The sequence below is a fragment of the Saccharomonospora sp. NPDC046836 genome (genome assembly GCF_040645195.1).
Classification (GTDB): Bacteria; Actinomycetota; Actinomycetes; order Mycobacteriales; family Pseudonocardiaceae; genus Prauserella_A.
The window spans coordinates 119,213-144,874 of sequence record NZ_JBEYXW010000018.1; the positions used below are offsets into that span (position 1 = coordinate 119,213).

Below are 25,662 nucleotides of genomic sequence, written 5' to 3' on the forward strand. Positions count from 1 at the left end.
GTGGCAGACCGCAAGAACCCAGCCGGCCCGGACGCCAAGCTCGAAATCCAGATGCTGCACGATCGCGTGCTGGTCCGGGTGCCTGGCGATGAGGGGGAACGCCGTAGTACTGGCGGCATCGTCATCCCGGCCACCGCGCAGGTGGCGCGTCGGCTTTCTTGGGGGGATGTACTCGGTGTAGGCAACAATGTGCGCAACGTGAAGGTAGGCGACCGGGTGTTGTTCAACCCGGAGGATCAGCTGGAAGTCGAGATCCAGGGTGGCGCCTACCTGGTGATGCGGGAGCGGGACATCCACGCGATGGCCAGCGAGCGCACCGAGCACGGAACGGGTTTGTACTTGTAGTCACGGCTTGAGGGGGGCCGAGTGCGGGAGGAACACTACTGGCCGGAGTGGGACTCCGATTTCACCGCGGACAGGGCCGCCCCAGAGCGCCTTCCGGCTGCTGACCCGCTGCCCGACCACGACGACGAACTCGCCGACGAGCTTCTCCAGCCGGCGTCCCCGCGGCGTTTGCCGGTCACTCGTGGCAAGCGCGTTCGCCGTGGCCTCGGCAGGGCGCTGATGATCGCCGGCGGTGCCGTCGCGGTGTTCGTCCTGCTCTACCTGGCCGATCTGCTGGCCAGCATCGGCGATGTGCCGCGCGGTGTGCGGGTCGCCGGTGTCGAGGTGGGCGGGCTGAGCCGCGAGGAGGCGGAGGCGCTGTTGCGCCGCGAGCTGGAGCCGCGCCTGGTCGAGCCGCTCACGGTGCACGCAGGTGACGTCCGGGTCGAGCTCGATCCGCGCCAGGCCGGGCTGGGCCTCGACTGGGCGGCGACCGTCGCGGAGGCGGGGAGCCAGCCTCTCGACCCGCTCACCCGGCTCAGGTCGTTCTTCACCGATCGCGAGGTCGGCGTGGTGAGCACAGCCGACGACCAGCGGTTGCGTGCTGCGCTGGGAGCGCTCGCGACGGCGGAGATCGATCACCAGATCACCGAGGGGACGATCGGTTTCCAGCAGCTCGACGGCGACGAGGTGCGCCCGTATGCGATACCGCCGAGGCAGGGGCAGCGGCTGGTCGACGTCGACGGCGCCGTGTCGACCGTGAAGCGGCAGTGGTTGCTGGCCAGGACGGTCGAGATCCCCGTGGACGTCACTCCCCCGAAGGTGACGTTGGAGGGCGTACAGGCAGCACTGCGGCAGACCCGGCCGCTGGTATCCGGTCCGGTCACGGTCCGCGGCGAAGGAAAGTCGGTGGTTCTGCAGCCGCGGCGCATCAGCGAGGCGCTGCGCTACACGCCCGATGCGGACGGGCAGCTGCGTCTGACCGTGGACCCCGCACCGCTGGTGCGGGTAGTGCAGCCGGAGCTGGCCGCCACCGAGCGCGACCCGCGCAACGCGCGGATCGGGTTCGCGGGCGACATGGTGTCGATGGAGCCGTCCCAGCAGGGCAGGGTGATCGACTGGGAGAGCACGTTCGCCCCGCTGCTGCGGGTGGCCGCGCGACCGGAGGGCCGGGAGCTGCCGGTGACCTACGACCGGCAAGAGCCCGAGGTGACCACGGAGGACGCGCGGGCGCTCGGCATCACGGAGGTCATCGGCGAGTTCACCACGTCGGGGCTGTTCGATGCCGCTGCGCACAACGTCGCCACGATGGCCGCCGCGGTGGATGGCGCGGTCGTCCGGTCGGGCGAGACGTTCAGCCTCGACCGGCGCACCGGGCCACGCACGGAGTCACAGGACTACGTCGTGGCGCCCCTTCATGAGGACGGCACCGGTGCGCCGGTGATCGGCGGCGGCGTCTCCCAGTTCACCACCACGCTGTACAACGCCGCCTACTTCGCGGGACTCACCGACGCCGGTCACCTCGCGCACACGCACTACCTGGACCGTTACCCGCCCGCACGGGACGCGATCTCGCTGCGCGACGACGGCTCCAGCGTCGATCTCGCGTTCACCAACGACCTGGCCAAGGGGGTCGCCATCCAGGCGGAGGTATCGGGGGACCTGGTCACCGTGCGGATCTGGGGGACCCGCCAGTTCGGCGTCGGGAGCTCGACCAGCGATCGTGCCGGGCAGGAGCCACCGCCGGTCGAGGCCGACTCGGGGCCCGACTGCGTGCCGGAGGACGGAACGTACGGCTTCACCGTCTCGGACACGCGCGTGCTGTACGACGTTTCCTCCGGTCGCGAGGTGCGGCGCGAAAGTCACGAGGTCACCTATGCCCCGAGGCCCACGGTGTTCTGTAGTCCGGAGAGCGGCTGACACGCCGGAGCCGGCCGTCCCTCGAGGGCGGCCGGCTGCGGCGAGTGTGGTGCTAGGAGTGGATACGGTTCTTGCGCCGCATGTACATGCCCGTCACGAGTGACACGCCGAGCGCCGCGATGCCCAGCTGGGTCAGAAACTCGAGCCAGTCCCAGCCGCGCGTTTCCGCGTAGCCCAGCGCCCGGGCGATCGCGCTGCCGACGAACGCGGCGGCGATCCCGACCAGCATGGTCAGCCAGATCGGGATGTCCTGCTTACCGGGCAACACGAGCCTGCCCAGTGCGCCGAGCACAAGCCCGACCACGATCGCGGAGATGATTCCCGAGATAGTCATGGCCTCCACTCCAGTTTCGTGTCAACGGCTGACGAGAGAGAGGTACCCGACTCGTCGTGCAGTAACCACGCTCGTCAGAAGGCTTCCTCGGGGAGTTCCATGAGGTCGTTGTCGGCTGTCTCCACGATGGCGCGGCGGGCGGTGAGCTCCGGCAGGACCGTCCTGGCGAAGAACGCCGCAACGGCCACCTTGCCCTCGTAGAAGGCCTTGTCCTTCTCCGACGGCTGCCCGTCGAGCTTGGCCAACGCGATCTCCGCCTGGTTGAGCAGCTGCCAGCCCACCAGGAGGTCGCCTGCCGACATCAGCAGCCGCACCGTGTGCTGGCCGACCTTGTAGGTGTTGGTGACGTCCTCCTGTGCGGACATCAGGTAGCCGATCATCGCGCCGAGCATGCCCTGCACGTCCTCGAGCGCCTGCTTGAGCAGCGCACGCTCGTTCTTGAGCCTGCCGTTGCCGGCCTCCGACTCGATGAACCGGGTGATCTCGCCTGCCAGGTAGTTCAGCGCCCTGCCCTTGTCGCGGACGATCTTGCGGAAGAAGAAGTCCATCGACTGGATGGCTGTGGTGCCCTCGTACAGCGAGTCGATCTTCGAATCGCGGATGTACTGCTCGATCGGGTAGTCCTGAAGGAAACCGGAGCCGCCCAGCGTCTGCAGCGACTGCACGAGCTGCTCGGTGGCCCGCTCCGAGCCGACGCCCTTGACGATCGGCAGCAGGAGGTCGTTGACCCGCCCGGCGAGGTCGAGCGATTCGTCGTCGCCGTCCCGGGTCCAGATCTGGTCCTGGAACGACGCCGTGTACAGGTACACCGCGCGCAGGCCCTCGGCATAGGCCTTCTGCAGCATCAGCGACCGGCGCACATCGGGGTGGTGCGTGATGGTGACGCGTGGTGCGCTCTTGTCCAGCATCTGCGTCAGGTCGGGACCCTGGACGCGCTCCTTGGCGTACTCGAGCGCATTGAGGTAGCCGGTGGACAGTGTCGCGATCGCCTTGGTGCCCACCGTCATCCGCGCGTGCTCGATGACCTGGAACATCTGCGCGATGCCGTCGTGCACCTCGCCGAGCAGCCAGCCTTTCGCGGGGGTGCCGTGCTGGCCGAAGGTGAGCTCGCAGGTCGTGGAGACCTTGAGGCCCATCTTGTGCTCGACGTTCGTGACGAACGCGCCGTTGCGCTCACCGAGCTCACCGGTCGCGGAGTCGAAGTGGAACTTCGGCACCAGGAACAGGGAAAGGCCCTTGGTTCCGGGCTTCGTGTCGACGCCGGGACCCTCCGGGCGGGCGAGTACGAGGTGCATGATGTTCTCGGTCATGTCCTGGTCACCCGAGGTGATGAACCGCTTGACGCCCTCGATGTGCCAGGAGCCGTCCTCCTGCCACACGGCCTTGGTGCGGCCTGCGCCCACGTCGGAGCCGGCATCGGGCTCGGTGAGCACCATGGTGGCGCCCCACGCGCGCTCGATCATGATGCGCGCCCAGCGCTTCTGCTCCTCGGTGCCGTTCTTGTCGACGATCATCCCGAAGTTCGGCCCGGCCATGTACATGAACAGAGCCGGGTTCGCGCCGAGGATCAGCTCGAACGCGGCCCACTGCACGGTCGGGGGCAGGCCGAAGCCGCCGAGGTCGTTGGTGAGGCCGACGCGCCACCACTCGCCGTCCCAGAGTGCCTGGTAGCTCTTCTTGAACGACTCCGGCAGCGTCGCGGAGAACGTCGTGGGGTCGTAGACCGGCGGGTTACGGTCGGCGTCAGCGAAGGATTCGGCGAGCGGTCCGACGGCGAGGTTGTTCAGCTCGCTCAGCACACCGCGGGCGGTCTCCTCGTCGGAGTCGGCCAGCACGCCCTTGCCGAGACGTTCTTGAACGCCGAGCACCTCGAAGAGGTTGAACTCCAGGTCTCGGACGTTGCTCTTGTAGTGGCCCATGTCGCAGCTCCCTGCCCTACTCGCCGGTAACCGGAGAGTATTACCTGTCGGTAACCGACGGCAAGGAAGATCGCCCGGTTGTGACGAACTGGTCAGCCGAAAGTCGGCCGGTCACCGAGGCCGCGGCGGCGTGGTACTCGCGGCCTCACGCGCTTGCCCGACCGTGTCGTCGGGCCTGGGGATGAGTATGCCGCTGCGGAACGCCGTGGTCACCGCGTGTGTGCGATCGCGCGAGGACAGCTTGCGCAGAATGCTCTTCACGTGCGTACGCACCGTCTCAACGGACAGGAAGAGGATCTTGGCGATGGCCGAGTTCTCCAGGCCCTCGGCCACCAGTTGCAGCACCTGGTACTCCCGCCGCGACAGCGGCATGCGCACCCGTTCGCCATTGCCTGCCGGCTGGCCGCTCGCGCTCGTGGTGTGCCGCTTCGGGCGCGCGGTCAGCGCGGCGAGCGACGGGTCGGTGTAGCGACGGTCCACGTGTGCTCTGCGGATCGCCTCGGCCAGGCGCAGTGACTCCGCCGAGCGCGGTACCAGGCCGTGGACGCCCGCGGTGGCGGCCGTCGAAAGGAAGTGTGCGGTCCGATGCGCGTCCCGCACCAGCACCACGATCACCAGTGTCGGGTCGCCGTCGCTGAGCAGGCGGATCAGGTGGCAGTGCGGGTCGAACCCGGAGTCGACGATGGCGATGTCGGGGCGGAGTTGCTCGCACAGTTGCAGCGAGGCGTGGTGGTTGCCGGCATGGCCGACCCAGCGCAACCCGGGGGTGCGGTTGACGAGCGCGTTGAGACCCTCGCGGAAGATCGGCACCGGGTCGAGTGCCGCGACCGTCAGCGCGCGCGTGCCTGCAGCGCCGAGGCCGGGCCCTGTGCGGGCCTTGTCCATGCCGTGCGTCATTCGTTCTCCGTCTCCCACGCGTCCGTTGGCGGACGTGTTCGCTCTCCGTGCCGATACGGCCCCCGGAGGTCGGCTCAGTCCCGCCCCTGCTGGGACTCCTCAGCAGCCACCCCGTGACGCTTTTGACGGCCATTCATTCAATCCATGACGAAGTTTCCCCCGCGCGGGGGGCGGCACTGCGTTGAGCTGGGCTTATGTGTCAGCTGGCGCACGTCGTGTCAGCGGCGGCGTTGCTGCGCGGAGCCGGGCGAACTCGGCGTCCAAGGTGGCAGGCGTCCAGTGCGCGTTGAGGCCGCTCGTGTTCGGCAGCACCCACACGGGAACGTCGCTGACCTGCGCTTCCTGTGGTCCGACGGTGGCTTTCGCCTGTCCGAATGCCACCCGGTACGCGGTGATGCCGACCACCGCGAGCCAGGCAGGCCGGTACTTCGCGACCTTGCGGGTGAGATTCTCGCCACCCCGGCGCAGTTCGTCGGCGTCGAGCTCGTCGGCCCGCGCTGTGGTGCGTGCCACCAGGTTCGTGATGCCGAGGCCGTAGCCGAGTAGTTCGCTCTGCTCGCTCGGCGCGAGCAGGCGCGGGGTGAAGCCGCTGCGGTACAGCGCGGGCCAGAACCGGTTGCCGGGGCGCGCGAAGTGGTAGCCGGTCGCCCCGGAGTAAAGACCGGGGTTGATCCCGCAGAACAGCACGCGCAGGCCCGGCGCGATCACGTCGTCGATGGTGCGGCCGTGCGCCGCCGCGAGTTCTTCTTTGCTGGGCCTGCCCGACATAAGAAGGAGTGTGCCTGTCAGGGGTAGCGAGACAGACTCGGAACTGCGTACTCTGTGTGACCTGCCACACACGACGGCATCAAGGGGGATGGCGTGCAACTGGCATGGGTCATCGGCCTGGCGGTGCTGATCCTCATCATCGCGGCCGCGACGGTCGCGTACGAAGACCGGCGTGCGGCGCGGCGTCATGCCCAGCGACGGCAGGCGCGGCTGGCCCGACTCGGCGAGGTCGACCCACTGGCACCGGCACGGTTGCAGGCTCAGCTGCATCAGCGGCCACGGAACTGAGCTGCCGCAGCGTCAGGAACAGTGCGGCAGCGATCCAGCCCAGCAGGGCACCGGCCGTGTTGGACATCAGGTCGTCGACATCGAAGATCCGGTACACGAACGGCGCTGTGCCGAAGTTGGCGGTGGCCTGTGTGGTCTCGATCAGCAGGGACACCGCGAAGCCGAGCAGTACGGTGCGGGCGAGGCCCTGCCGCCACAACAGGCGAGCGAACAGCCCGAGCGGCACGAACAGCAGCACGTTCATCGCGACCTGCTGGAAGGCCAGTGTGAACAGTGCGTCCGCGGCGGGTTGGTGGTGCGTTGCCAGTTCGGTGCGGACGTCGTCGACCCACTGGAACGGCACCAGCTGCACGGTCTGCCGCAGCCGCGGGGTGTCCGGACCCGGCAGTGGCAACAGAACGACCGCCACCGCAAGGCAGCCGTAAAGCGCGACCGCGGCGGTGCTCACCAGGCGCTTCGGCATGATCCGGCCGAAGCGCGCGTACTGTGTGATCAGCTGCGGCACGAGCAGCGTGGCCCAGACCACGAGGAAGCCGAGCAGGCCGTACAGGAACGCTGTTTCCCGAGCCGATGTCATGTCATTGACGCTAGGTGGCGCGGGGGTTGTGCCACCTCGGTCGAAGGGCTGTTGATCGCACACGGGATCGGCCATCCGGCCGAGGGGTGACCGGCCGATGTGACGGGCTCCCGTTTCGCCAAGCCAGGTGCGGCGGCGAGCGCGACACTGGGCACCATGCCGAGTTGGGAGGACGTGGTCGCCATCGGCGCCACGCTGCCGGAGGTCGAGGAGTCGACCTGGTACCGGACGCCCGCGCTGAAGGTCGCGGGCAAGGGGTTCGCGCGCTTGCGGAGCGAGGCCGAAGGCGGGCTGGTGCTGATGTGCGGGCTCGATGAGAAGGCGGCCCTGTTGGGCTCAGGTGACCCGGCGTTCTACACGACGCCGCATTACGACGGGTACGGGGCCATCCTGGTCGACCTCGGCACCGTGGATGCCGATCAGCTCGCCGAGCTCATCGAGGAGGCGTGGCGGATCAAGGCTCCAGCTCGGTTGCGGAAGGTGCGGGAGCGCTGAGCGGGCGGTTGCGGGTGAACCAGGTGATCCACGCGCGCTGCCAGGGCGTCTCGACCGCGCGCCGGTGGTAGTTGCGCCGGGTCCAGTCGTATGCCTCGTGCGGGGTGAGCCCGCCGAGTGTCGCCAGGCAGGCGATCACGGTCCCGGTCCTGCCGAAACCGCCGTGACAGGCGACCTCCACCGCCTCGCCGGCCTTTGCGCGTTCGTGCAGTGCCACGATGCTGGCGGCCGCTGCCGGCCGGTTCGTGGGTAGCCAGCCGTCGGGCCAGCGCACCCACTCGTGCGCCCAGTGCAGCGAGGCGTCGTGCCGGCGGTGGAGGCGCGGACCGCCGAGGTAGAGACCGAAATCCGGTGGTGAGCCACCGGGCGCGGTTCCGCGGAGCCCACGGCCGCGGATCCAGGCGCCGTCCGGCAACTGGATCGCACCACTCAGGTCTGTTTCGGGCATTTCCCGATTATGGCGATCCACCTGATCTTGCCGGTAGCGTGATCTTGTGACAGACGCTGTCGAGCTGGTCCGCGGTGCACGCCTATCGTCGATGGCTGAGTACGCCTACGCTGCGACGGTGCCCGCCTCCGCTCGGACGTTGGTATTCACGGCGGGCTCGGCGTCGCCGCGCTCGGCTACGACGACCAACTGGTCGAGGTCGAAGCCGTAGCCGCGGTGTAGTGATGGAACCCGAGTTCATCTCCCGGACCCGTACTTCCTACAACACTCTCGCCGCCGACTACGCGGACTGGTTTCGTGACGAGCTGGCGGTCAGGCCACTGGACCGGGCGCTGCTCGTCGGGTTCGCCGAACTCGTCAAAGCCGCCGGCGCGGGGCCGGTCGTCGAGGTCGGGTGCGGGCCCGGCCGCGTGGCGGCGTATCTGCACGGGCTCGGCCTGGCCATGTCCGGTGTCGACTTGTCGCCGCGAATGGTCGCCATTGCTCGCCGTACCTACCCGGGATCTGCGATTCGAGGAGGGTTCCATGACGGCGCTCGACCACGAGGACGGTTCGCTGGGCGGCATTGTGGCGTGGTACTCGATCATCCACATTCCGCAGGAGCAACTGCCGGACGTCTTCGCCGAGTTCCATCGTGTGCTGGCGCCGGGTGGATACGTGCAGCTGGCTTTCCAGGTCGGCGATGACCCGGTGCATCGAACGGAGACGGGAGGACACCCGGTCTCGCCGGATTTCCACCAGCGGCAGCCGGACGATGTCGCCGAGTTGTTGCGTGCTGCGGGGCTTGCCGTGGTCGCTCGGGTCCTGCGGGAGCCGGACACACAAGGAAAGTACGTGGAAACGGCACCGCAGGGCTTCCTTCTGGCACGTAAACCGATCGACGCGTAGGGCGTTAGCGTGCCAGTACTTCCTGGTCTTGTGGCTCTCGGAGCTGGAGCGCTGCCTCCTTCTTGATCAAGGTCGCCAACTCGTCCCGTGCCGGTGGGTAGTCGTCCCACTCGCTCGCGGCTCCAACAAAGAAGGACCAGGCCTCCCACTCCGCTGATCGTTCCATGTAACTGCAACATCGCCACCAGATGGCTCGTGCACCCTCGATAGGGCTGACTTTTCCTGTCACGATCTGCGAGGCGATCAGTCGGGCCAGCGGCACTCGGTCGTCAGGAAGCGGGATCGGAATGTTCAGCTCGCGAAGCGCTTCGGCAAACAGGTCACGCACTTCGCGGACCTCGTGTCGTGGCAGGCCCGCCAGTTCGCGCAGGGCCGGGCTGTCCAGCCCATCCACAAGCGCGGCCGCCGCGATGTCGGGCAGGTCCTCGGGCGACACAAGGTCTGCGGCAAACTTGATCGCCGCGTCGGCCAAAGAGCCCATGACCACATTCTGGTCAGCTTGTCCGCCACGGCACGTGTTGGATAGGCCAATGGTGGAAGGCGAACCGCGGCTCATCGCCGACAGAGAAGTCGGCCTCGTTGCCCGTGCGACCGAACGACTTGACCGCGGGCACCTGCGTGGCAGGATTTTCCTGCCCAGCGGCGGACTCCTGCCCGAGCAGTACCGGATCGAGCTGACGACGGGCGGGGCCACCTACGAGGCGAGCGGCCCTGACATGTTCGAGGCGCTGGTGAATCTCCGGCGCCAGGTCGAGCCGTTTGGATGGTTGGTAGCCCTGCAGGGCTCGCGGCTGGACACGTACCCAAGTGGCATTGCACGGGACATGGGCGGCGGGCTCAGGGTTTACGTGCTGCGAGCAGGCCGTGCAGCCTTGTTCGACGACCTCGTGGCAACGCTGGACGACGCAGAGCCCGACCAACTCGCGACCGTCGATGAGCAGCGCGCCTACTGGAGGGCTTGGTACACGGGCGGGACCTGAATCCACGTGAATACTGTTGGTGTGATCATTCGTGCGGCGGATCGAACGAGGCGAGTCCGAAACGCAGACTGCGTTGCGATGGCGTTTGAGTCATCTCGAGAAGTACAAGTCAGCGCTGCCATGGCTCGGGAGACTCGGCACGGTGGTTGATACGACAAGTTGTCGGCTCCGGGCCGACCTTCTGTAGCATGTCGAGATGCAGAGTTCGTCCTCGGATGTCACGGCATACTTGGACGAGGTCGCGCCCGCGCGACGGGCGGCCCTGGCCGAGCTGCGGCGATTGTGCCGAGAGCTGTTACCGGGTTTCGAGGAATCGATGTCCTACGGCATGCCGACCTACCTTCGCGACGGTGTCGCCGAGGTGGGGTGGGCCAGCCAGAAGCAATACATTTCGCTGTACATCCTGCGTACCGATGTCCTGAATTCCCACAGTAGGCAGTTGTTCGGGCTGAACCTTGGGAAAGGCTGTATCCGGTATCGACGTCCGGACCAGATCGACTTTCCTGTCGTTCGCTCACTCCTGACCGCTACGGCCGAGGGCCGGGGCCCAGTGTGTTGAGGCGTTCCGTGCTGTCGCTGCAAGCGCCGGTGACGACCGGAAAAGACAAGGCGATGGGTCCGAAGTAGACATTTCTGACCGGGCCTTCGCTGTCAGAGCGGATGACGTTCAGTGCAGCTCTACCTCCCAATCCTCGAACGGCGGCTCGACTTCGTAGTCGTGGTCCAGATAGCTACGGATCCATTGGGCGGCTCGGTGTGCAGCCCAATCGTCGTTGGTGGGCATGCCTGCCTCGTCGTACTCGAGCACGTTCGTGTAGACGGCGAAGACCTTCTCGAGCGCCGACCCGAACTTGAACAAGGCTGGCCGGTAGTCGTCGACGTCGCTCAGGACGTCCTGGTCCAGGGTGCCGTTGCCGACGAAGAACGCGAAGAAGCGGATCGCCCCACGGACGCCCTCGGGAATCTGCTGCATGGGTTGATGTCGTAGCACACGGCCAGCCTGCGGGTGGCTTCATACTTCGTCCTGGCGGCCCGTCTCGGTACAGGTCCACCTTGCCGAGTCCAGCGTGCTCACGTGCGCGAGGTACCGCTGTTGACCGTGGTTGGCCAGCCTAAATGGCGTTGGTTGATTAGTGACAACCGGTGCCGCCCGGCTAATGGCACGCGACCCGAGTTGATCTACAGAAAACGAAGGCCCAGGTCCGAAGTAGACAACTCCTGACCTGGGCCTTTGCCATGAGAGCGGATGACGGGAATCGAACCCGCGTTCTCAGCTTGGGAAGCTGATGTTCTACCATTGAACTACATCCGCAAGCACCGAAATCATACACGGCACCGATCTCCTCTTCACGTAGGGCTTGCCAGTGTTCGGCGACGTGGGCAGGCGCCAGTACGCGGCCCGGTTGAACCGGATCCTCGACACCGACCCCAGCTACACGCGGCACATGCGGACCGAGGGCCAGCCCGTAGCCCGACCCCGGCTAGGGTGGGCGCGTGCTACTGAGTGACCGTGACCTCCGCAAAGAGCTCGATTCCGGGCGGCTCGGGGTCGACCCGTTCACCCCGCAAATGCTCCAGCCGTCGAGCATCGACGTGCGTCTCGATCGCTTCTTCCGGGTGTTCGACAACACCAAGTACACCCACATCGACCCGAAGTTGCAGCAGGACGAGCTGACCTCGCTCGTCGAGAAGGAGGGCGAGGACCCGTTCGTGCTGCACCCCGGCGAGTTCGTGCTGGGCTCGACCTACGAGGTCTTCACGCTGCCCGACGATCTGGCCGGCCGTCTGGAAGGCAAGTCGTCGCTCGGCAGGCTCGGCCTGCTCACCCACTCGACGGCCGGTTTCATCGACCCCGGCTTCACCGGGCACATCACGCTCGAGCTGTCGAATGTGGCCAACCTGCCGATCACGTTGTGGCCTGGAATGAAGATCGGCCAGCTGTGTCTTTTCCGCCTCACCAGTTCGGCCGAGTTCCCGTATGGCTCCAGCGAGGCGGGCTCGCGGTACCAGGGGCAACGTGGTCCGACGCCGAGTCGTGCCTACAAGAACTTCGACCGCATCGACACGCGACGCTGACACTGCGATCAAGATAACGGTTCAATAACTCACGCTTTGGTGGTAGTTTCCGCTCTTGTGTCTACCCCGAGTTCACGAATTCGATCACTTTTGGTGATGTTGAGTGTTCTTCTGGGTGTCGCTGTTGCAGCGGGCGGTCACCTGTTGTGGTTGCGTCCGTCCGGCAGCGCGTCGGCTGTGGCGCTGCCGGACGAGAACGGCGGTGACTCCCTCAACCGCACGGCCCAACCATCCAGGACCAGCCCGGCGTCCTCGCTGACGTCGAGCACGGAACCCACGACGGAGACGACGACGGGCGGCGCCACCACCGGAGAGGCAACGGAGCCGCCACGGCCTACCCCGTCGACCTCGACGTCCTCGGTCGCGCAGGTACCGCCGAGCGAGCAACCGGCGGATGCGACGACGACCCAGGACACCCCGTCCAGCGAGGAGAGCCCAGCACCGACCACGAACGAGCCTCCCGCGTCCCCCAGCGGGCGTTCGGAGCCCCCGGCCAGCAGCGCCTCCCCGACGGCCGAGGTGGTCCGTCTGGTGAACGCCGAACGGGCGGATGCAGGCTGCGCGGCCGTCACCATCGACAGCAGGCTCGCCGCGGCCGCGCAGGCGCACAGCGACGACATGGCCCAGAACGAGTACCTGGACCACACCTCGCAGGACGGGACGTCGTTCGACAAGCGCATGCGCCAGCACGGCTACCCGCGGCCCGCCGCGGAGAACATCGCGATGGGTCTGTCGAGCGCGCAGGCCGTCATGGACGCGTGGATGTCCTCCGATGGGCATCGCCGCAACATCCTGAACTGCGACATCACCGCGATCGGGGTCGGCCTCAACGCCAATGGCTGGTACTGGACGCAGGCCTTCGGTTACTAGGCCCTGGCGTCCCGCTTCTCGCCTGCGGCTCGGTCTCACGTGCCACGGTTCGCTGGCAGCGTCACCGACCGGTGGGGCTCAGCGGGTCTGGTAGCGCGCGTAGATCAGTCCGGTGTCGAAGGCGCGTTGCTCGACCAGTTCGAGATCGAGGCGCACGCCGTCGGGGAAGAACCGCTTGCCGCCGCCGACCACGCTCGTGGTGATGAACAGGTGGTACTCGTCCACCAGGCCGGCCGCGATCGCCTGGGCCGCGAGGTTCGGGCCGTCGACGCTGAGGTCGTGATCGGCCTCGGCCTTGAGCTTGCGCACCGCGTCCGGGTCGAAGGTCCGCTCGATCCTGGTCTTCGCGCTGGAGGCCGACTCGAGCGTCGTGGAGTACACGATCTTCTCCGCGGCCTGCCAGTCGCGGGCGTACTGGAGGATGTGCGGAGGCACGTCGGGCTCTTTGTGCGCGGTCTCCCAGAAGACCATCGTCTCGTACATCCGTCGGCCGTAGAGGTACGTGCCGACGGGGCGGAAGATGTCGCCGATGAAGGTATGCACCTCCTCTACCTCGGCCCCGGTGCCGAGGTCGCCCTCCGCCGCCTCGGCGTAGCCGTCGAGCGAGGTGATCATCGAGTAGATGAGCTTTGCCATGCGTCTCCTTCGGGTACGAGCGCGTCAATCTGCCAGCGCTCCTGCAGACTGTGACCTCCGCGCGACCCGGAACTCATCGATCTGCTGGCGGCCGGTTCCCTCAACCGTCAGATCCCGGGCGACACCCTGGTCACGATCGTCTGGGTGTCCACCCCGGGCGGCAGCGTGCCGAACGCGATGCCCCAGTCCCCGCCGAGCCGCGACGCACAGAAGGCATCGGCGACAGCCTGGTCGCCGTAGCGCACCAACAGCGAGCCCTGCAGCACCAGCGCGAGTGTCTCGACCAGGCGGCGCGCGCGGAACTCGACATCGGCCAGATCCGCCAGCTCCTTGTGCACGCGCGCAATCGCGTCGTCGAGCCGGGAATCGGCGCCCGCGGCCTGTTCGACCTCGGTGAAGAACGCCTCGACGGAATCGGGCTGCTTGGCCATCGCGCGGACCGCATCCAACGCGGCGACGTTGCCCGAGCCCTCCCAGATCGACGACAGCGGCGACTCGCGGAACAGCCGCGGCATACCGGACTCCTCCACGTAGCCGTTGCCGCCGAGGCATTCGAGCGCCTCGGCCGCGTGGGCGGGCGCCCGCTTGCACACCCAGTACTTCGTCACCGCCAGGGCGAGCCGGCGGAACGCCTCCTCCTGCCGGTCGCCGGCGGCGGCACGGTCGCTGGCTCCGGCCAGCCGCAGCGCGACCATGGTTGCGGCCTCCGACTCGACGGCCAGGTCAGCGAGCACATTGGTCATCAGCGGCTGCTGGGCGAGCGGCGCACCGAACGCGCTGCGATGCGCGGCGTGATGCGCGGCGCGCACGGCGCCGTACCGCAGCCCGGCAGCGCTGCCCAGCACGCAGTCCAACCGGGTGTTGTTGACCATTTCGATGATCGTGCGGACGCCCCGGCCCTCCTCACCGACCAGCCAGCCGATCGCCTCGTCGTACTCGATCTCGGCGGAGGCGTTGGAGCGGTTGCCGAGCTTGTCCTTCAACCGTTGCAGGTGGATGCGGTTGCGGGTGCCATCCGGGAGCACCCTTGGCAGCAGGAAGCACGACAACCCACCCGGCGCCTGCGCGAGCGTGAGGAACAGATCCGACATCGGGGCGGAGGTGAACCACTTGTGTCCGCTGATCACGTAGCTGCCGTCGCCAGCCGGGCGCGCGCTCGTGGTGTTGGCACGGACGTCGGAGCCGCCCTGCTTCTCGGTCATCGACATCCCGGCGATCAGGCCGCGTTTCGTGGTCGGTTCGCGCAGCCCGTAGTCGTAGACCGGCGCGGCAAGCAGCGGTTCGTAGGCCGTGGCCAGGTCGGTGTTGTGCCGCAGGGCCGGCACTGCCGAGTACGTCATCGAGATCGGGCAGGAATGCCCTGCCTCCGCCTGGCTCCACACGTAGAACTTGGCGGCACGCGCGACGTGGGCGCCCGTCCGGTTCTCCCGCCATGGCGTTGCGTGCAGGCCGTGGGACACCGCGACGTCCATCAGGTCGTGCCAATGTGGATGGAACTCGACCTCGTCGATGCGCCTGCCCACCCGGTCGTGGGTACGCAGCTTCGGCGGGTTCTCGTTGACCAGCCTGCCCCACTCCTGCACGCGCTCGGTGCCGGCGAGCACGCCGAGCGCGTGCACCTCCGCCTCGGCCCAGTCCGCGCCCTCGCGGCGCAGGCCGTCGAGCAGTGTGGCATCCGCCGCGACGTCGTAGTCGACCAGCGGTGGAACCTGGTTGGTCACCTCATGGGTAGGGCTCATCCTGGCACTCCTAGCGCGCGAAGGGTGAACGTGCACAGCTCGGGCACGGCGTCGGTGTTGTCGGTGGTGAGGGGGCCGATCAAGACCTCGGCGGTCGCGCCGACGATGGCCGCGGCAGTGATCTCGGCGTCCTGCGCTGGGAGCACGCCGGCACGCACGCCTTCGCGGACCCAGCGGGCGATGACGTCGCGGAACGCGTGCCGGAACACCAGCCGCTCCGCCTCGACAGGCGCGTCGACGGGTTCGGCCAGCAGTGCGTAGGCAAGCCGCGGAGCCTTGAGCGCGCGGCCGGCGAACGTCTCGACGACGGCCACGATCCGCGCCGGGATCTCCGCAGGCTGCTCCGCGGCGCGCTCGACGGCCGCCACCTCATGAGTCACCACGAGCCGGAACAGCTCGACGATCAGCTCTGCCTTACCGGGGAAATGGCGGTAGACGCTGCCCGTGGCGATGCCCGCCTGCGCGGCGACGGCCGCCATCGAGCAGCCTGCGTAGCCGCGCTCGGCCAGTAGCTCGAGTGCGGCGTCGAGAATCTGGCCCCGCTGCGAGTCCATGCGGGCCTGGATCCTGGGGGTGCGCCGGTACACCACTCAAGAAGTGAAGCACTGATTCACTGCTTCGGGCAACCCTCAGAGGCGGTGCAGCCCCTCCAGCACCCGCTGCATGAGGACGTAGTCGGGACGCCCGGCATAGCTGGCTGTGGTGGTGTGCACGTGGACCAGCCCGGCTTCGGCCAGGTCGCTCAGCAGCACCCGCGCGACACCCAGTGGCACCGCCAGCAGTGCTGCGACCTCGGCCACCGAACGCGGCTGCATGCACAGCCTGCGTACTGCCTGGTATTCGGAGCTCAGCTGCTCGCTGTTCCACGGCGCCTGCGGGTCGGTGGAGATCAGCGTCTCCACGGCCAGGTCCTGGCGTGCCTGGGTGCGGCCCCGGGTCAGCACGTACGGCCGCACCCTGAGCCGGTGCTGTTCCAGCGGGTCGAACTGCTCGAGCTCCTCCGGCTGTTCTGCCTCGGCGAAGACTCGTTCGGTGCGTTCTGCGGGTTCTGCGGGTTCGGGCTCCGGCAGCTCCTCTGGCTCGTCGTCAGCCAGCTTGTCGAGGAGTTTGGCGGAGGGAAAGCGCGCACCTGAGCGGCCGACCCTGGACTTGCGGCCACGCGAGTCCGTGGTGTTGCGCTCGCTCTCGTCGTTTTCCGATGGCTCCGGCTCCACGTCCCGAAAGCGTTTGCGTTGTTTCGCGGAAGGAAAGCGCGCACCGGAGCGGCCGACGGCCGTGTCGTCGGCGTCGTTCCGTTCGTCGTCGGTGGTGCCCATGCCCACGCTGTGTCCGCCTCGCCTGCTGCTGCCATGGCCTCGCGAGCGACGTCGACCCGAGGTCGGCCCATGCTACTCGCGATGTCCAGCCCGCAGGTACGGTCCACTATGGACAAAAAGGGGGGCCAGCGCAGCGCCGGCCCCCCTTTTTTGTCAGATTCCTAGTCCTGCTCTGCCAGTGCGGCTTTCCCGGAGCCGACGGCTAGCGGAGCCGGTCCGGCTGGCTGGCCCCGCTTGACCGCCGTCAGCAGCAGCTGGGCGACATCGACGACCTCGACCTTCTCGCTCGCCTTGCCGTCGCTCTGCCGTGCGGTGACGCCGTCGGTGAGCATCACGCGGCAGAACGGGCAGCCCGTGGCGATCTTGGACGGGGCAGTGCCGAGCGCCTCGTCGACCCGCTCGACGTTGATCCGCTTGCCGATCCGCTCCTCCATCCACATGCGCGCGCCGCCGGCGCCGCAGCACAGGGAACGGTCGGCGTGCCGTGGCATCTCCCGCAGGGTGGCGCCGGAGGCACCGACCAGCTCACGCGGTGCCTCGTAGACCTTGTTGTGCCTGCCGAGATAGCACGGGTCGTGGTAGGTGACGTCCTCGGCGATCGGCGCCACCGGGACGAGCCGCTTCTCCCGCACCAGCCGGTTGAGCAGCTGGGTATGGTGCACGACCTCGTACTGCCCGCCGAGGTCGGGGTACTCGTTGGCGAGCGTGTTGAAGCAGTGCGCGCAGGTCACGACGATCTTGCGCTTGGCCTGGTCGACGTCTTCGAACACCGAGTTGAGCACCTCGACGTTCTGCTGGGCGAGCATCTGGAACACGAACTCGTTGCCGGCTCGCCGCGCGGGGTCGCCGGTGCAGGTCTCCTCCGGGCCGAGCACCTTGTAGCCGACCCCGGCGATGTGCAGCAGCTCGGCCACGGCCCTGGTCGTCTTCTTCGCGCGGTCCTCGAACGCGCCGGCGCAGCCGACCCAGAAGAGGTACTCGGCGTCGCCGAACTCGCCGTCGAACACGGGTACCTCGAAGTCGAGGTCCTCGGCCCAGGCCAGCCGGTCCTTGGCGTTCTGGCCCCACGGGTTGCCCTTGTTCTCCAGGTTCTTGAACATCGTGTTCAGCTCGGTCGGGAAGTTCGACTCGATCATCACCTGGTAGCGGCGCATGTCGACGATGTGGTCGACGTGCTCGATGTCCACCGGGCACTGCTCGACACACGCGCCGCAGGTCGTGCACGACCACAGCACGTCGGGGTCGATGACGCCACCGTCGTCGCCTGCGCCGACGAGCGGGCGCTCCGCCTCGGCGATGGCGAGCACGTCGATGCCGGCATACGGGTTGTCGCCCGTCAGCCCGATCTCCTCGCCGGCCATGTCCTTCTTGCCGCCCGCGAGCAGGTACGGCGCCTTCGCGTAGGCGTGGTCACGCAGCTGCGTGATCACCAGCTTCGGCGAAAGCGGCTTGCCGGTGTTCCACGCGGGGCACTGCGACTGGCAGCGACCGCACTCGGTGCAGGTGGAGAAGTCCAGCCAGCCTTTCCAGCTGAAGTCCTCGATCTTGCCTGCACCGAAGACGTCCTTCTCCGGGTCGGCCTCCTCGAAGTCGAGCGGTTTGCCCTCGCTCATCATCGGCTTGAGCTTGCCCAGCGCGACGCCGCCGTCGGCCTCGCGCTTGAAGTAGATGTTGAAGAACGCGCTGAACCGGTGCCAGGCGACGCCCATGGTGAGCGTGGTACCCACTACGTACAGCCAGATCATGCCGGACAGCAGCTTGATCAACGCCATGATCGACACCGCGGCGGTGCTGGTGGGCAGTATCTGCGCGAGCGGCTGGGTGACGAAGCTCGACCAGAGCGCCGGGTCCTCGACACCGCTGGAGATCTTGAAGGCCTTGACGCCGAGGATGCCGATGCCCTCGATGATCACGACGGCCTCGACGAAGTAGGCCTGCCCGAAGTTGGAGCCCGCGAAGCGGGACTGCCGGTCGGCGCGGCGCGGGTGGTTGGCTTGCCGGATGATCGCCAGCGCGATACCACCGAGCACGGTGCCGAGGCCGAGCAGTTCCAGCAGGAGCTGCCACGGCGCCCAGTGGCCGATCACCGGCCAGGCGAAGTGCGGGTTGAACGTCTCGCCGTAGGCCTCGAAGAGGGCGGCGGAGCCCAGCAGGAAGCCCCACATCACGAGCCAGTGCCACGGTCCGACATGACGGAGCTTGTTCATCCTGGTGTGTGCCGCGAACTCGGTGATGAGTGTGCGCAGGCGGGGGGCGAACGGGCCGTTGCGTGTGGCGTCTGGCTGACCGAGTCGGATGATCCGTATCTGACGTACGACGCCGTATACGAAGACACCCCAAGCGACAACGCTGACGGCAACGCCGATCACGCCGAGCGTGATCTGCAATGCACCCATGATTGGGCCTTTCGGTTCGGGACTTCGCGGTGGGTGTCGGGAGCCTAACCCTTCTTACTGATCAGTAACCGATTTGCGGGCTTCGAGTCCCACCGATGTGGTGGAAAACTCGCTGCTACTGGGACGATCGTTCAGATACTCTCGCCTGCATGGTCAGACAGCAGGTCGACGGGCGCAAGGCCCGCGGTGACAAGCGGCGCGCGGAGATCATCGACGCGGCGCTGCGGGTGATCGAACGCGACGGCGTCGCCGGTGTCACTCACCGCACGGTTGCCAAGGAAGCCGGTGTCCCGACGACCTCCACCACGTACCACTTCGCGAGTCTCGACGAGCTCCTGATCGCGACCCTGATCACCTGCGCCCGCGACATGGCCACCGAGGTGTACTGGATGATCGACCGCGCCCGTTCGCGGGGCAGTCGCGGGGCCGAGGAGGTGGCCGGCCTGCTGGCCGAGGCGCTCGGTCCGCAACGCGGGCGCACGATGGCCGAATACGAGCTCTATCTGCTCGCTTCCCGGCGACCCGAGCTGCGGCCTGCCGCCCGGCGCTGGCTCGACGTGCTCACCTCGATGGTGCGGCACGACGACGAGGTCGCCTTCCGTGTCTTTCTCGCCGGTATCGACGGCCTGCTGATCCAGGGCCTCATCGACGACGAACCGCCGACGGCCGAGGAGCTCCGGCCGGTCGTGGACTACCTGCTGAAGCCCCGGTAGCCGGGCACAATGAAGGCCACCCCGCAGGTCGGGGTGGCCTTCAACTGCCGCTCGTCAGCCCTTGTTCTCGTAGGTCGCGGTCAGGGTCGCCCTGGCGAGCGTGTGGCCGAACATGGTGAAGCCGAGCAGCGCAGGGCGGGCGTCCTCACCGACGTCGAGCGAGTCCACGTCCAGCGCGTGCACCGCGAAGATGTAGCGGTGCGGGCCGTGGCCGGGCGGCGGCGCGGCGCCGAGGTACTGACGGACACCGCCGTCACCGGCGAGCGTCCTGGCACCCGTGGGCAGCCCCGAGCCGCTCGCGTCGCCGGCACCCGAGCGCAGCTCGATCACCGAGGCGGGGATGTTGAACACGGCCCAGTGCCAGAAGCCGCTGCCCGTGGGCGCGTCGGGGTCGAAGCAGGTGACCGCGAAGCTCTTGGTCTCGGCGGGGAAGCCGGACCAGGCGAGGTGCGGTGAGAAGTCCTGGCCGCCTGCGCCGAAGATGCCGCTCAGCTGCGGCGTGGGGAGCGTCTCCCCCTCGGCGATGTCGTTGCTGCGCAGCGTGAACGACGGCACGGGCGGCAGCGAGTCGTACGGGTTCTGAGCCTGGGTCATCAGTCCTGGTCCTCCTCCATCACATGTCCTCAGTGCAGAGGCTAGTGTTTTGAAAGTGGCTTGCGTGACGGTGCGGGTGGCGGAACCTCAGCCGCCTTCTCACTCCGGGATCGCCTCCTCATGAATGCCCAATTCACCACGTCGTCGCTGTCCTCGCGAGAAGGCGGCTGAGAACCCGCGACGGTGCGGGCTGCGTACCCCCGCAAGCGGCTCCGCCGCTTATGAGACACAACCAAGTGACAGCGGGGCAGTTCGGCGGCGCGAAAGGTAGGGACAGCCTCAGGGTCGATTCGGGGGTTCGCCCCGATGCTCGGCACCCGCCGAGGCCATAGCGTGTGCTGCGCAGGGAAGTTGCGGCGGGAGGACTCACATGGGGCGCGTTGGGCTGGCCGTCGGCGGGGTGGCGTTCATCGCGGTTGGTGCGATGATCGCCTTCGGCTGGACGGGGCAGTCGTCGGCCGAGGAGACGGCGACGGAGACCGACCCGGTCCGGGCCATCGAACTGGCCATGGACAGCGGCGATGTCGTCATCCGAACCGACGACGACGCTCGGCAGACCACCATCCGGCAGGAGTTCCGCTACCGCTTCGGAGAACCGGACCGGTCGTACACCCTGGACAACGGCACCCTCACGCTCGCCGACTGCGGGAGGTTCTGCTCGGTGGACTACGAGGTCATCGTGCCTCGTGGCGTCACGGTCGGCGGCACGCTCGACTCGGGTCACCTTGTGGTGGACGGGGTCGGCGATGTCCGCGTGACGGCGGACTCGGGCGGCGTCCGCGGTGAGCGGCTCCGCGGCGACGTGGAGGTGACCGTGGACTCCGGCGACGTGGAGCTTTCCCTCGTGGAGAGCCGCAACGTCCGTGCACTGGTCGACAGCGGCAGCCTGCAGGTCACCGTGCCGGCGGGTGCTTACCGCGTCGAGGGCAGCACCGACTCGGGGAACCGGGAGATCGGAGTGGTCCAGGACCCGGCCGCGAGCCGGCTGCTCGACCTCACCACCGACAGCGGCGACGTCGTCGTGCACGGCGCGTGAACCCGCCGGGAACAAGGCGAGTGCATCGCTCGTTGGGCAAAGCAGGAAGATTGAGCGGACCCGGCTCAAGTCCGGATTGACGGTCATGCGAGGGTCCGGTTACAAGTTGGACGTAAGTAGTACGCAGGAGGGAACACACATGGCGCGAGCGGTCGGCATCGACCTCGGCACGACCAACTCGGTCGTCGCAGTCCTCGAAGGCGGCGAGCCGACGGTCATCGCCAACTCGGAAGGTTCGCGGACCACCCCGTCCGTCGTCGCCTTCGCCAAGAACGGCGAGGTGCTGACCGGGCAGCCCGCGAAGAACCAGGCGGTCACCAACGTGGACCGCACCATCCGGTCGATCAAGCGGCACATGGGCGAGGACTGGAAGTCGCCGGAGATCGACGGCAAGCGATACACGCCGCAGGAGATCAGCGCGCGCGTGCTGATGAAGCTCAAGCGCGACGCCGAGGCCTACCTCGGTGAGGAGATCACCGACGCCGTCATCACAGTCCCCGCGTACTTCGAGGACGCGCAGCGGCAGGCCACCAAGGAGGCCGGCCAGATCGCGGGCCTCAATGTGCTTCGCATCGTCAACGAGCCCACTGCCGCGGCCCTGGCCTATGGCCTTGACAAGGGCGAGAAGGAGCAGACCATCCTGGTCTTCGACCTCGGTGGCGGCACCTTCGACGTCTCGCTGCTGGAGATCGGCGGGGGCGTGGTCGAGGTACGGGCGACCAGTGGTGACAACCACCTCGGTGGCGACGACTGGGACCAGCGGATCGTCGACTGGCTGGTGGAGAAGTTCAAGGCGGGCAGCGGCATCGACCTGACCAAGGACCGCATGGCGATGCAGCGCATCAAGGAGGCCGCGGAGAAGGCCAAGATCGAGCTCTCCAGCTCCTCCAGTGCGAACATCAACCTGCCCTACATCACGGTGGACGCGGACAAGAACCCGCTGTTCCTCGACGAGACGTTGTCCCGCGCGGAGCTTCAGCGGATCACCAACGACCTGTTGGAGCGCACCCGGCAGCCGTTCAACAACGTCATCCGCGACGCAGGCATCTCGGTCGGCGAGATCGACCACGTCGTGCTCGTCGGTGGTTCGACCCGGATGCCCGCGGTGACCGAGCTGGTCAAGGAGCTGACCGGTGGCCGCGAGCCGAACAAGGGCGTGAACCCGGACGAGGTCGTCGCCGTCGGCGCTGCGCTGCAGGCCGGTGTGCTCAGGGGTGAGGTCAAGGACGTCCTGCTCCTCGACGTCACGCCCCTGTCGCTGGGCATCGAGACCAAGGGCGGGGTGTTCACCAAGCTCATCGAGCGCAACACCACCATCCCGACCAAGCGTTCCGAGATCTTCTCCACCGCGGACGACAACCAGCCGTCGGTGCAGATCCAGGTCTTCCAGGGTGAGCGTGAGATCGCCGCGCACAACAAGAAGCTCGGGATGTTCGAGCTGACCGGCATCCCGCCGGCACCGCGTGGCGTGCCGCAGATCGAGGTCACCTTCGACATCGATGCCAACGGCATCGTGCACGTGACCGCGAAGGACCTCGGCACCAACAAGGAACAGTCGATGACCATCACCGGTGGCTCCGCGCTGCCGCAGGAGGACATCGACCGGATGGTCAAGGACGCCGAGGCGCACGCGGAGGAGGACCGGAAGCGTCGCGAGGAGGCGGAGATCCGCAACCAGGCCGAGACGCTGGTCTACCAGACCGAGAAGTTCGTCAAGGACAACGACGAGAAGCTGCCCGAGGACCTCAAGGGCAAGGTCAAGACCGCGATCGACGACGCCAACGAGGCGCTCAAGGGCACCGACACCGGCAAGATCAAGGACGCCATGGAGAAGCTGAACTCCGCGTCCCAGGAGCTGGCGACGGCGCTGTACGCCAACACCGGCGCGCAGGCGGGTGCCACGGGTGCCGACACCGGCCAGAGCGGCCCGGCCGGGGACACCGCCGGCTCGGCCAAGGCCGACGACGTGGTTGACGCCGAGATCGTCGACGAGGACGACAAGAAGTGACCGAGCACTACGACGAAACCGAACGACAGGAAGTCCAGGAGCCAGTGGTCGTGCGGGATCGCCGGAAGATCGACCCGGAAACCGGTGAGCTTCGCAAGCCGGTGACCGAGCAGTCGCAGGAGGCGCCCGCCGAGGCGGGCGCCCCTGGCGCTGCTCCCGGGGAGAAGACGGTTGCCGCTGAGCCGCCGGCACCTGCCTCGGAGTTCGAGAAGCAGCTGGAGGAGCGCACCGCGGACCTGCAGCGCCTGCAGGCCGAGTACGCCAACTACCGCAGGCGTGTCGAGCGCGACCGCGAGGTCGTCGCCATCGCGGGCAAGGCGTCGGTGGTGAACGACCTGCTGCCGTTGCTCGACGATCTCGAGCGTGCCGAGCAGCACGGCGACCTGACCGGTGCGTTCAAGGCCGTCGCGGACAAGCTGGTGGGCGCGCTGGAGCGAGCGGGTCTCGAATCGTTCGGCAAGGAGGGCGAGCCCTTCGACCCGAGCGTGCACGAAGCCGTTCAGCACAGCACGTCCCCCGACGTGACCGAACCGACCGTCACCACCGTTCTCCGCCGGGGTTACCGGTTCTCCGACCGGGTACTGCGCGCGGCGCTGGTGGGTGTCACCGACCACGAACCCGCCGCCGCGGAGCAGCCCATCGACCCGCCGGTGGGCGGGGAGCTGCCCATCGATACCGATGAGACCGCACGCTGACGACCAGCAGGAGGAAGGAGGGGACGCCCGATGACCAACGCGAGGGAGTGGATCGGTAAGGACTTCTACCGGGAGCTGGGCGTCTCCTCCGACGCCTCACCGGACGAGGTCAAGAAGGCCTACCGGAAGCTGGCCAGGGAGAACCATCCCGACGCCAACCCCGGAAACGCAGGGGCCGAACAGAAGTTCAAGGCTGTCTCGGAGGCCTACGGCGTGCTCTCCGACCAGGAGAAGCGCAAGGAGTACGACGAGACCCGCCGGCTGTTCGGCTCGGGCAGGCCCGGTGGTTTCGGCTTCCCCGGCGGGGGCGGCACCGGCACGGGCGGGGTCGACTTCGGCGACATCTTCAACCAGACCAGCACCGCCAGTGGTGGCCTCGGGGGCCTCGGCGACATGCTCGGCAATCTGTTCGGCCGGCGTGGCGGTGGGACCACCGCTACTCGTGGTCAGCGGGGCGCCGATGTGGAGACCGACGTCCGCATCGACTTCACCGAGGCGGTGAAGGGCGCGACGTTGCCGCTGCGGCTGTCCAGCCCGGGCGCCTGCGGTACCTGCGGCGGCAACGGGGCGAAACCCGGTACCAGCCCGCGGACCTGCCCGAACTGTGCCGGTTCGGGGCTGGTGAGTCGTAGCCAGGGCGCGTTCGCGTTCTCCGAGCCCTGCCGGGACTGCCGTGGCCGCGGCACGATCGTCGACGACCCGTGCCCGGAGTGCGGTGGCGAGGGCATCAGCAACCGGACGAGGACGCTGACCGTGCGGATTCCGGCTGGTGTCGACGACAACCAGCGGATCCGGCTGGCCGGTCAGGGCGAGCCGGGGCGTGGCGGAGCCGCCACGGGTGACCTGTACGTGCGCGTGCACGTCAACCCGCACCCGGTGTTCGGCCGGTCCGGCAACGATCTGACGATCACGGTGCCCGTCGAGTTCAGCGAGCTGGTGCTGGGCACCACGTTGACAGTGCCGACGCTGGACGCGAAGGTGTCCCTGAAAGTGGCGCCGGGCACCGCGAGTGGCCGGGTGCTGCGGGTGCGTGGCAAGGGCATCACGAAGCGTGATGGCACCCAGGGCGATCTGCTCGTTACCCTGCAGGTGGTCATCCCGGCCAAGGTCGACGGCAAGGCCAAGGCCGCGCTGGAGAAGTATGCCGAGTCGGTCGCGAAGCACGATCCGCGGCCGGAGATCACTGCACTGTTGCGAGACAGGGGAGCGTGATGTTCGGTTCCGGGTTCCCGAGCGGGATGCCGCATGGCGCTGACGAGGACACGCCGGTCTTCGTCATCTCGGTCGCTGCCCAGCTGTCCGGGCTGCATGCGCAGACGTTGCGCTCCTACGACCGGCTGGGACTCGTGAGTCCCGGCCGGACCTCCGGCGGGGGCAGGCGCTACTCGATGCGGGACATCGCGCTCCTGCGCGAGGTGCAGCGGCTGTCCCAGGAGGAGGGCGTCAACCTCGCGGGGATCAAGCGGATCATCGAACTGGAGAACCAGGTGGAGGCGCTGCAGCACCGGCTCGCGGAGCTGACCCAGGAGCTGGCATCCGCCTATGCCGCGGCCGAGCAGGCGGCGGCCGCGGTGCACGCCTCCTACCGCAAGGAACTCGTGCCCGTCCGCCAGGAGAACGCCCTCGTCGTCTGGCGTCCCCGCCGCCGTTAGAGCGCGTCTGAGAACCATCGCGTACCGGCTGCGCGGTGCCCAGATGGCGCCTCGCCGCGTTGTCGTCGGTCACCATGACTCCGTCATGGCTCC

General features: G+C 67.8%; 28 protein-coding genes, 1 tRNA gene and 1 pseudogene. 14 read left to right on the top strand and 16 right to left on the bottom strand.

The window, feature by feature from the left end:
• Positions 1-51 precede the first annotated feature (51 nt).
• Positions 52-345, top strand: coding sequence for a co-chaperone GroES (locus ABZ863_RS20980; protein ID WP_358538179.1), 294 nt, complete (start codon positions 52-54; stop codon positions 343-345).
• A 21-nt stretch (positions 346-366) separates the two neighbouring features.
• The gene (locus ABZ863_RS20985) at positions 367-2,244 is read left to right on the top strand and encodes a VanW family protein (protein WP_358538102.1); all 1,878 of its coding nucleotides are present in this window, start codon (positions 367-369) and stop codon (positions 2,242-2,244) included.
• 52 nt (positions 2,245-2,296) lie between these two features.
• Here the strand turns inward: ABZ863_RS20985 and ABZ863_RS20990 are convergent, their stop codons facing one another.
• The 5 genes from ABZ863_RS20990 to ABZ863_RS21010 form a co-directional block, all read right to left on the bottom strand.
• The gene (locus ABZ863_RS20990; RefSeq protein ID WP_358538104.1) at positions 2,297-2,578 is read right to left on the bottom strand and encodes a GlsB/YeaQ/YmgE family stress response membrane protein; all 282 of its coding nucleotides are present in this window, start codon (positions 2,576-2,578) and stop codon (positions 2,297-2,299) included.
• Positions 2,579-2,652: 74 nt separating this feature from the next.
• Positions 2,653-4,497, bottom strand: a complete 1,845-nt coding sequence (locus ABZ863_RS20995) for an acyl-CoA dehydrogenase (RefSeq protein WP_358538106.1) — start codon at positions 4,495-4,497, stop codon at positions 2,653-2,655.
• 111 nt (positions 4,498-4,608) lie between these two features.
• On the bottom strand, positions 4,609-5,394 hold the full coding sequence (locus ABZ863_RS21000; RefSeq protein ID WP_358538108.1) for a response regulator transcription factor: 786 nt from the start codon (positions 5,392-5,394) through the stop codon (positions 4,609-4,611).
• Positions 5,395-5,586: 192 nt separating this feature from the next.
• The gene (gene mug, locus ABZ863_RS21005) at positions 5,587-6,162 is read right to left on the bottom strand and encodes a G/U mismatch-specific DNA glycosylase (protein ID WP_358538110.1); all 576 of its coding nucleotides are present in this window, start codon (positions 6,160-6,162) and stop codon (positions 5,587-5,589) included.
• 136 nt (positions 6,163-6,298) lie between these two features.
• Complete coding sequence (locus tag ABZ863_RS21010; RefSeq protein ID WP_358538112.1) at positions 6,299-7,027, bottom strand: VanZ family protein; 729 nt, start codon at positions 7,025-7,027, stop codon at positions 6,299-6,301.
• A 156-nt stretch (positions 7,028-7,183) separates the two neighbouring features.
• Between ABZ863_RS21010 and ABZ863_RS21015 the strand changes: the two genes are divergently transcribed.
• Entirely contained in the window at positions 7,184-7,522 is a 339-nt protein-coding gene (locus ABZ863_RS21015; protein ID WP_358538182.1) for an MmcQ/YjbR family DNA-binding protein, read from the top strand.
• Here the strand turns inward: ABZ863_RS21015 and ABZ863_RS21020 are convergent.
• Positions 7,482-7,970 (bottom strand): protein-tyrosine phosphatase family protein, encoded by a 489-nt coding sequence (locus ABZ863_RS21020; RefSeq protein ID WP_358538114.1) that lies wholly within the window; start codon positions 7,968-7,970, stop codon positions 7,482-7,484. The genes ABZ863_RS21015 and ABZ863_RS21020 overlap by 41 nt on opposite strands.
• A gap of 221 nt (positions 7,971-8,191) precedes the next feature.
• On the opposite strand from ABZ863_RS21020, the pseudogene ABZ863_RS21025 reads away from it, so the two are divergent.
• Positions 8,192-8,858, top strand: a pseudogene (locus ABZ863_RS21025) (methyltransferase domain-containing protein).
• A gap of 4 nt (positions 8,859-8,862) precedes the next feature.
• Here the strand turns inward: ABZ863_RS21025 and ABZ863_RS21030 are convergent.
• Complete coding sequence (locus ABZ863_RS21030) at positions 8,863-9,339, bottom strand: hypothetical protein (RefSeq protein ID WP_358538116.1); 477 nt, start codon at positions 9,337-9,339, stop codon at positions 8,863-8,865.
• A gap of 49 nt (positions 9,340-9,388) precedes the next feature.
• Here ABZ863_RS21030 and ABZ863_RS21035 point away from each other — a divergent pair, with 49 nt between their 5' ends.
• Together ABZ863_RS21035 and ABZ863_RS21040 are read left to right on the top strand one after the other, a co-directional pair.
• Positions 9,389-9,838 (top strand): hypothetical protein, encoded by a 450-nt coding sequence (locus ABZ863_RS21035; RefSeq protein ID WP_358538118.1) that lies wholly within the window; start codon positions 9,389-9,391, stop codon positions 9,836-9,838.
• A 196-nt stretch (positions 9,839-10,034) separates the two neighbouring features.
• The gene (locus tag ABZ863_RS21040) at positions 10,035-10,397 is read left to right on the top strand and encodes a DUF1801 domain-containing protein (protein ID WP_358538120.1); all 363 of its coding nucleotides are present in this window, start codon (positions 10,035-10,037) and stop codon (positions 10,395-10,397) included.
• A gap of 108 nt (positions 10,398-10,505) precedes the next feature.
• On the opposite strand, the gene ABZ863_RS21045 is transcribed toward ABZ863_RS21040, so the two are convergent.
• Entirely contained in the window at positions 10,506-10,811 is a 306-nt protein-coding gene (locus ABZ863_RS21045; RefSeq protein ID WP_358538122.1) for a hypothetical protein, read from the bottom strand.
• Positions 10,812-11,079: 268 nt separating this feature from the next.
• Positions 11,080-11,150: transfer RNA gene (locus tag ABZ863_RS21050), tRNA-Gly, on the bottom strand.
• 182 nt (positions 11,151-11,332) lie between these two features.
• On the opposite strand from ABZ863_RS21050, the gene dcd reads away from it, so the two are divergent.
• Positions 11,333-11,914 carry a dCTP deaminase gene (gene dcd / locus ABZ863_RS21055; protein ID WP_358538124.1) on the top strand — a complete coding sequence of 194 codons (582 nt, stop codon included), beginning with the start codon at positions 11,333-11,335 and terminating at the stop codon, positions 11,912-11,914.
• Positions 11,915-12,051: 137 nt separating this feature from the next.
• Here the strand turns inward: dcd and ABZ863_RS21060 are convergent, their stop codons facing one another.
• Entirely contained in the window at positions 12,052-12,534 is a 483-nt protein-coding gene (locus ABZ863_RS21060) for a hypothetical protein (RefSeq protein WP_358538185.1), read from the bottom strand.
• On the opposite strand from ABZ863_RS21060, the gene ABZ863_RS21065 reads away from it, so the two are divergent.
• A complete protein-coding gene (locus ABZ863_RS21065) occupies positions 12,446-12,784 on the top strand; it encodes a CAP domain-containing protein (protein WP_358538126.1) in 339 nt (112 codons plus the stop codon). The genes ABZ863_RS21060 and ABZ863_RS21065 overlap by 89 nt on opposite strands.
• A 78-nt stretch (positions 12,785-12,862) precedes the next feature.
• On the opposite strand, the gene ABZ863_RS21070 is transcribed toward ABZ863_RS21065, so the two are convergent.
• The 5 genes from ABZ863_RS21070 to ABZ863_RS21090 form a co-directional block, all read right to left on the bottom strand.
• Entirely contained in the window at positions 12,863-13,420 is a 558-nt protein-coding gene (locus ABZ863_RS21070; protein ID WP_358538128.1) for a dihydrofolate reductase family protein, read from the bottom strand.
• Between the two features lie 107 nt (positions 13,421-13,527).
• The gene (locus ABZ863_RS21075; protein WP_358538131.1) at positions 13,528-15,159 is read right to left on the bottom strand and encodes an acyl-CoA dehydrogenase family protein; all 1,632 of its coding nucleotides are present in this window, start codon (positions 15,157-15,159) and stop codon (positions 13,528-13,530) included.
• Entirely contained in the window at positions 15,156-15,749 is a 594-nt protein-coding gene (locus ABZ863_RS21080) for a TetR/AcrR family transcriptional regulator (protein ID WP_358538133.1), read from the bottom strand. The genes ABZ863_RS21075 and ABZ863_RS21080 overlap by 4 nt, the downstream gene beginning before the upstream one ends.
• A 39-nt stretch (positions 15,750-15,788) precedes the next feature.
• Positions 15,789-16,475 (bottom strand): DUF742 domain-containing protein, encoded by a 687-nt coding sequence (locus tag ABZ863_RS21085; RefSeq protein WP_358538135.1) that lies wholly within the window; start codon positions 16,473-16,475, stop codon positions 15,789-15,791.
• Between the two features lie 161 nt (positions 16,476-16,636).
• Positions 16,637-18,871: a (Fe-S)-binding protein gene (locus ABZ863_RS21090; protein WP_358538137.1), complete on the bottom strand. Its 2,235-nt coding sequence runs from the start codon at positions 18,869-18,871 to the stop codon at positions 16,637-16,639.
• 149 nt (positions 18,872-19,020) lie between these two features.
• On the opposite strand from ABZ863_RS21090, the gene ABZ863_RS21095 reads away from it, so the two are divergent.
• Positions 19,021-19,584 carry a TetR family transcriptional regulator gene (locus tag ABZ863_RS21095; protein ID WP_358538139.1) on the top strand — a complete coding sequence of 188 codons (564 nt, stop codon included), beginning with the start codon at positions 19,021-19,023 and terminating at the stop codon, positions 19,582-19,584.
• Between the two features lie 54 nt (positions 19,585-19,638).
• Here ABZ863_RS21095 and ABZ863_RS21100 read toward each other — a convergent pair whose 3' ends face one another.
• Positions 19,639-20,178 carry a YbhB/YbcL family Raf kinase inhibitor-like protein gene (locus ABZ863_RS21100; RefSeq protein WP_358538142.1) on the bottom strand — a complete coding sequence of 180 codons (540 nt, stop codon included), beginning with the start codon at positions 20,176-20,178 and terminating at the stop codon, positions 19,639-19,641.
• A gap of 370 nt (positions 20,179-20,548) precedes the next feature.
• On the opposite strand from ABZ863_RS21100, the gene ABZ863_RS21105 reads away from it, so the two are divergent.
• From ABZ863_RS21105 to ABZ863_RS21125, 5 genes are all read left to right on the top strand, one after another.
• The gene (locus ABZ863_RS21105; RefSeq protein ID WP_358538144.1) at positions 20,549-21,214 is read left to right on the top strand and encodes a DUF4097 family beta strand repeat-containing protein; all 666 of its coding nucleotides are present in this window, start codon (positions 20,549-20,551) and stop codon (positions 21,212-21,214) included.
• Between the two features lie 139 nt (positions 21,215-21,353).
• Positions 21,354-23,222, top strand: coding sequence for a molecular chaperone DnaK (gene dnaK / locus ABZ863_RS21110; RefSeq protein ID WP_358538147.1), 1,869 nt, complete (start codon positions 21,354-21,356; stop codon positions 23,220-23,222).
• Positions 23,219-23,917, top strand: coding sequence for a nucleotide exchange factor GrpE (gene grpE / locus ABZ863_RS21115; RefSeq protein WP_358538149.1), 699 nt, complete (start codon positions 23,219-23,221; stop codon positions 23,915-23,917). The genes dnaK and grpE overlap by 4 nt, the downstream gene beginning before the upstream one ends.
• A 30-nt stretch (positions 23,918-23,947) precedes the next feature.
• Positions 23,948-25,129 (top strand): molecular chaperone DnaJ, encoded by a 1,182-nt coding sequence (gene dnaJ / locus ABZ863_RS21120; RefSeq protein WP_358538151.1) that lies wholly within the window; start codon positions 23,948-23,950, stop codon positions 25,127-25,129.
• On the top strand, positions 25,129-25,569 hold the full coding sequence (locus tag ABZ863_RS21125) for a helix-turn-helix transcriptional regulator (RefSeq protein WP_358538153.1): 441 nt from the start codon (positions 25,129-25,131) through the stop codon (positions 25,567-25,569). Before dnaJ ends, ABZ863_RS21125 begins: the two co-directional genes overlap by 1 nt.
• Positions 25,570-25,662 lie beyond the last annotated feature (93 nt).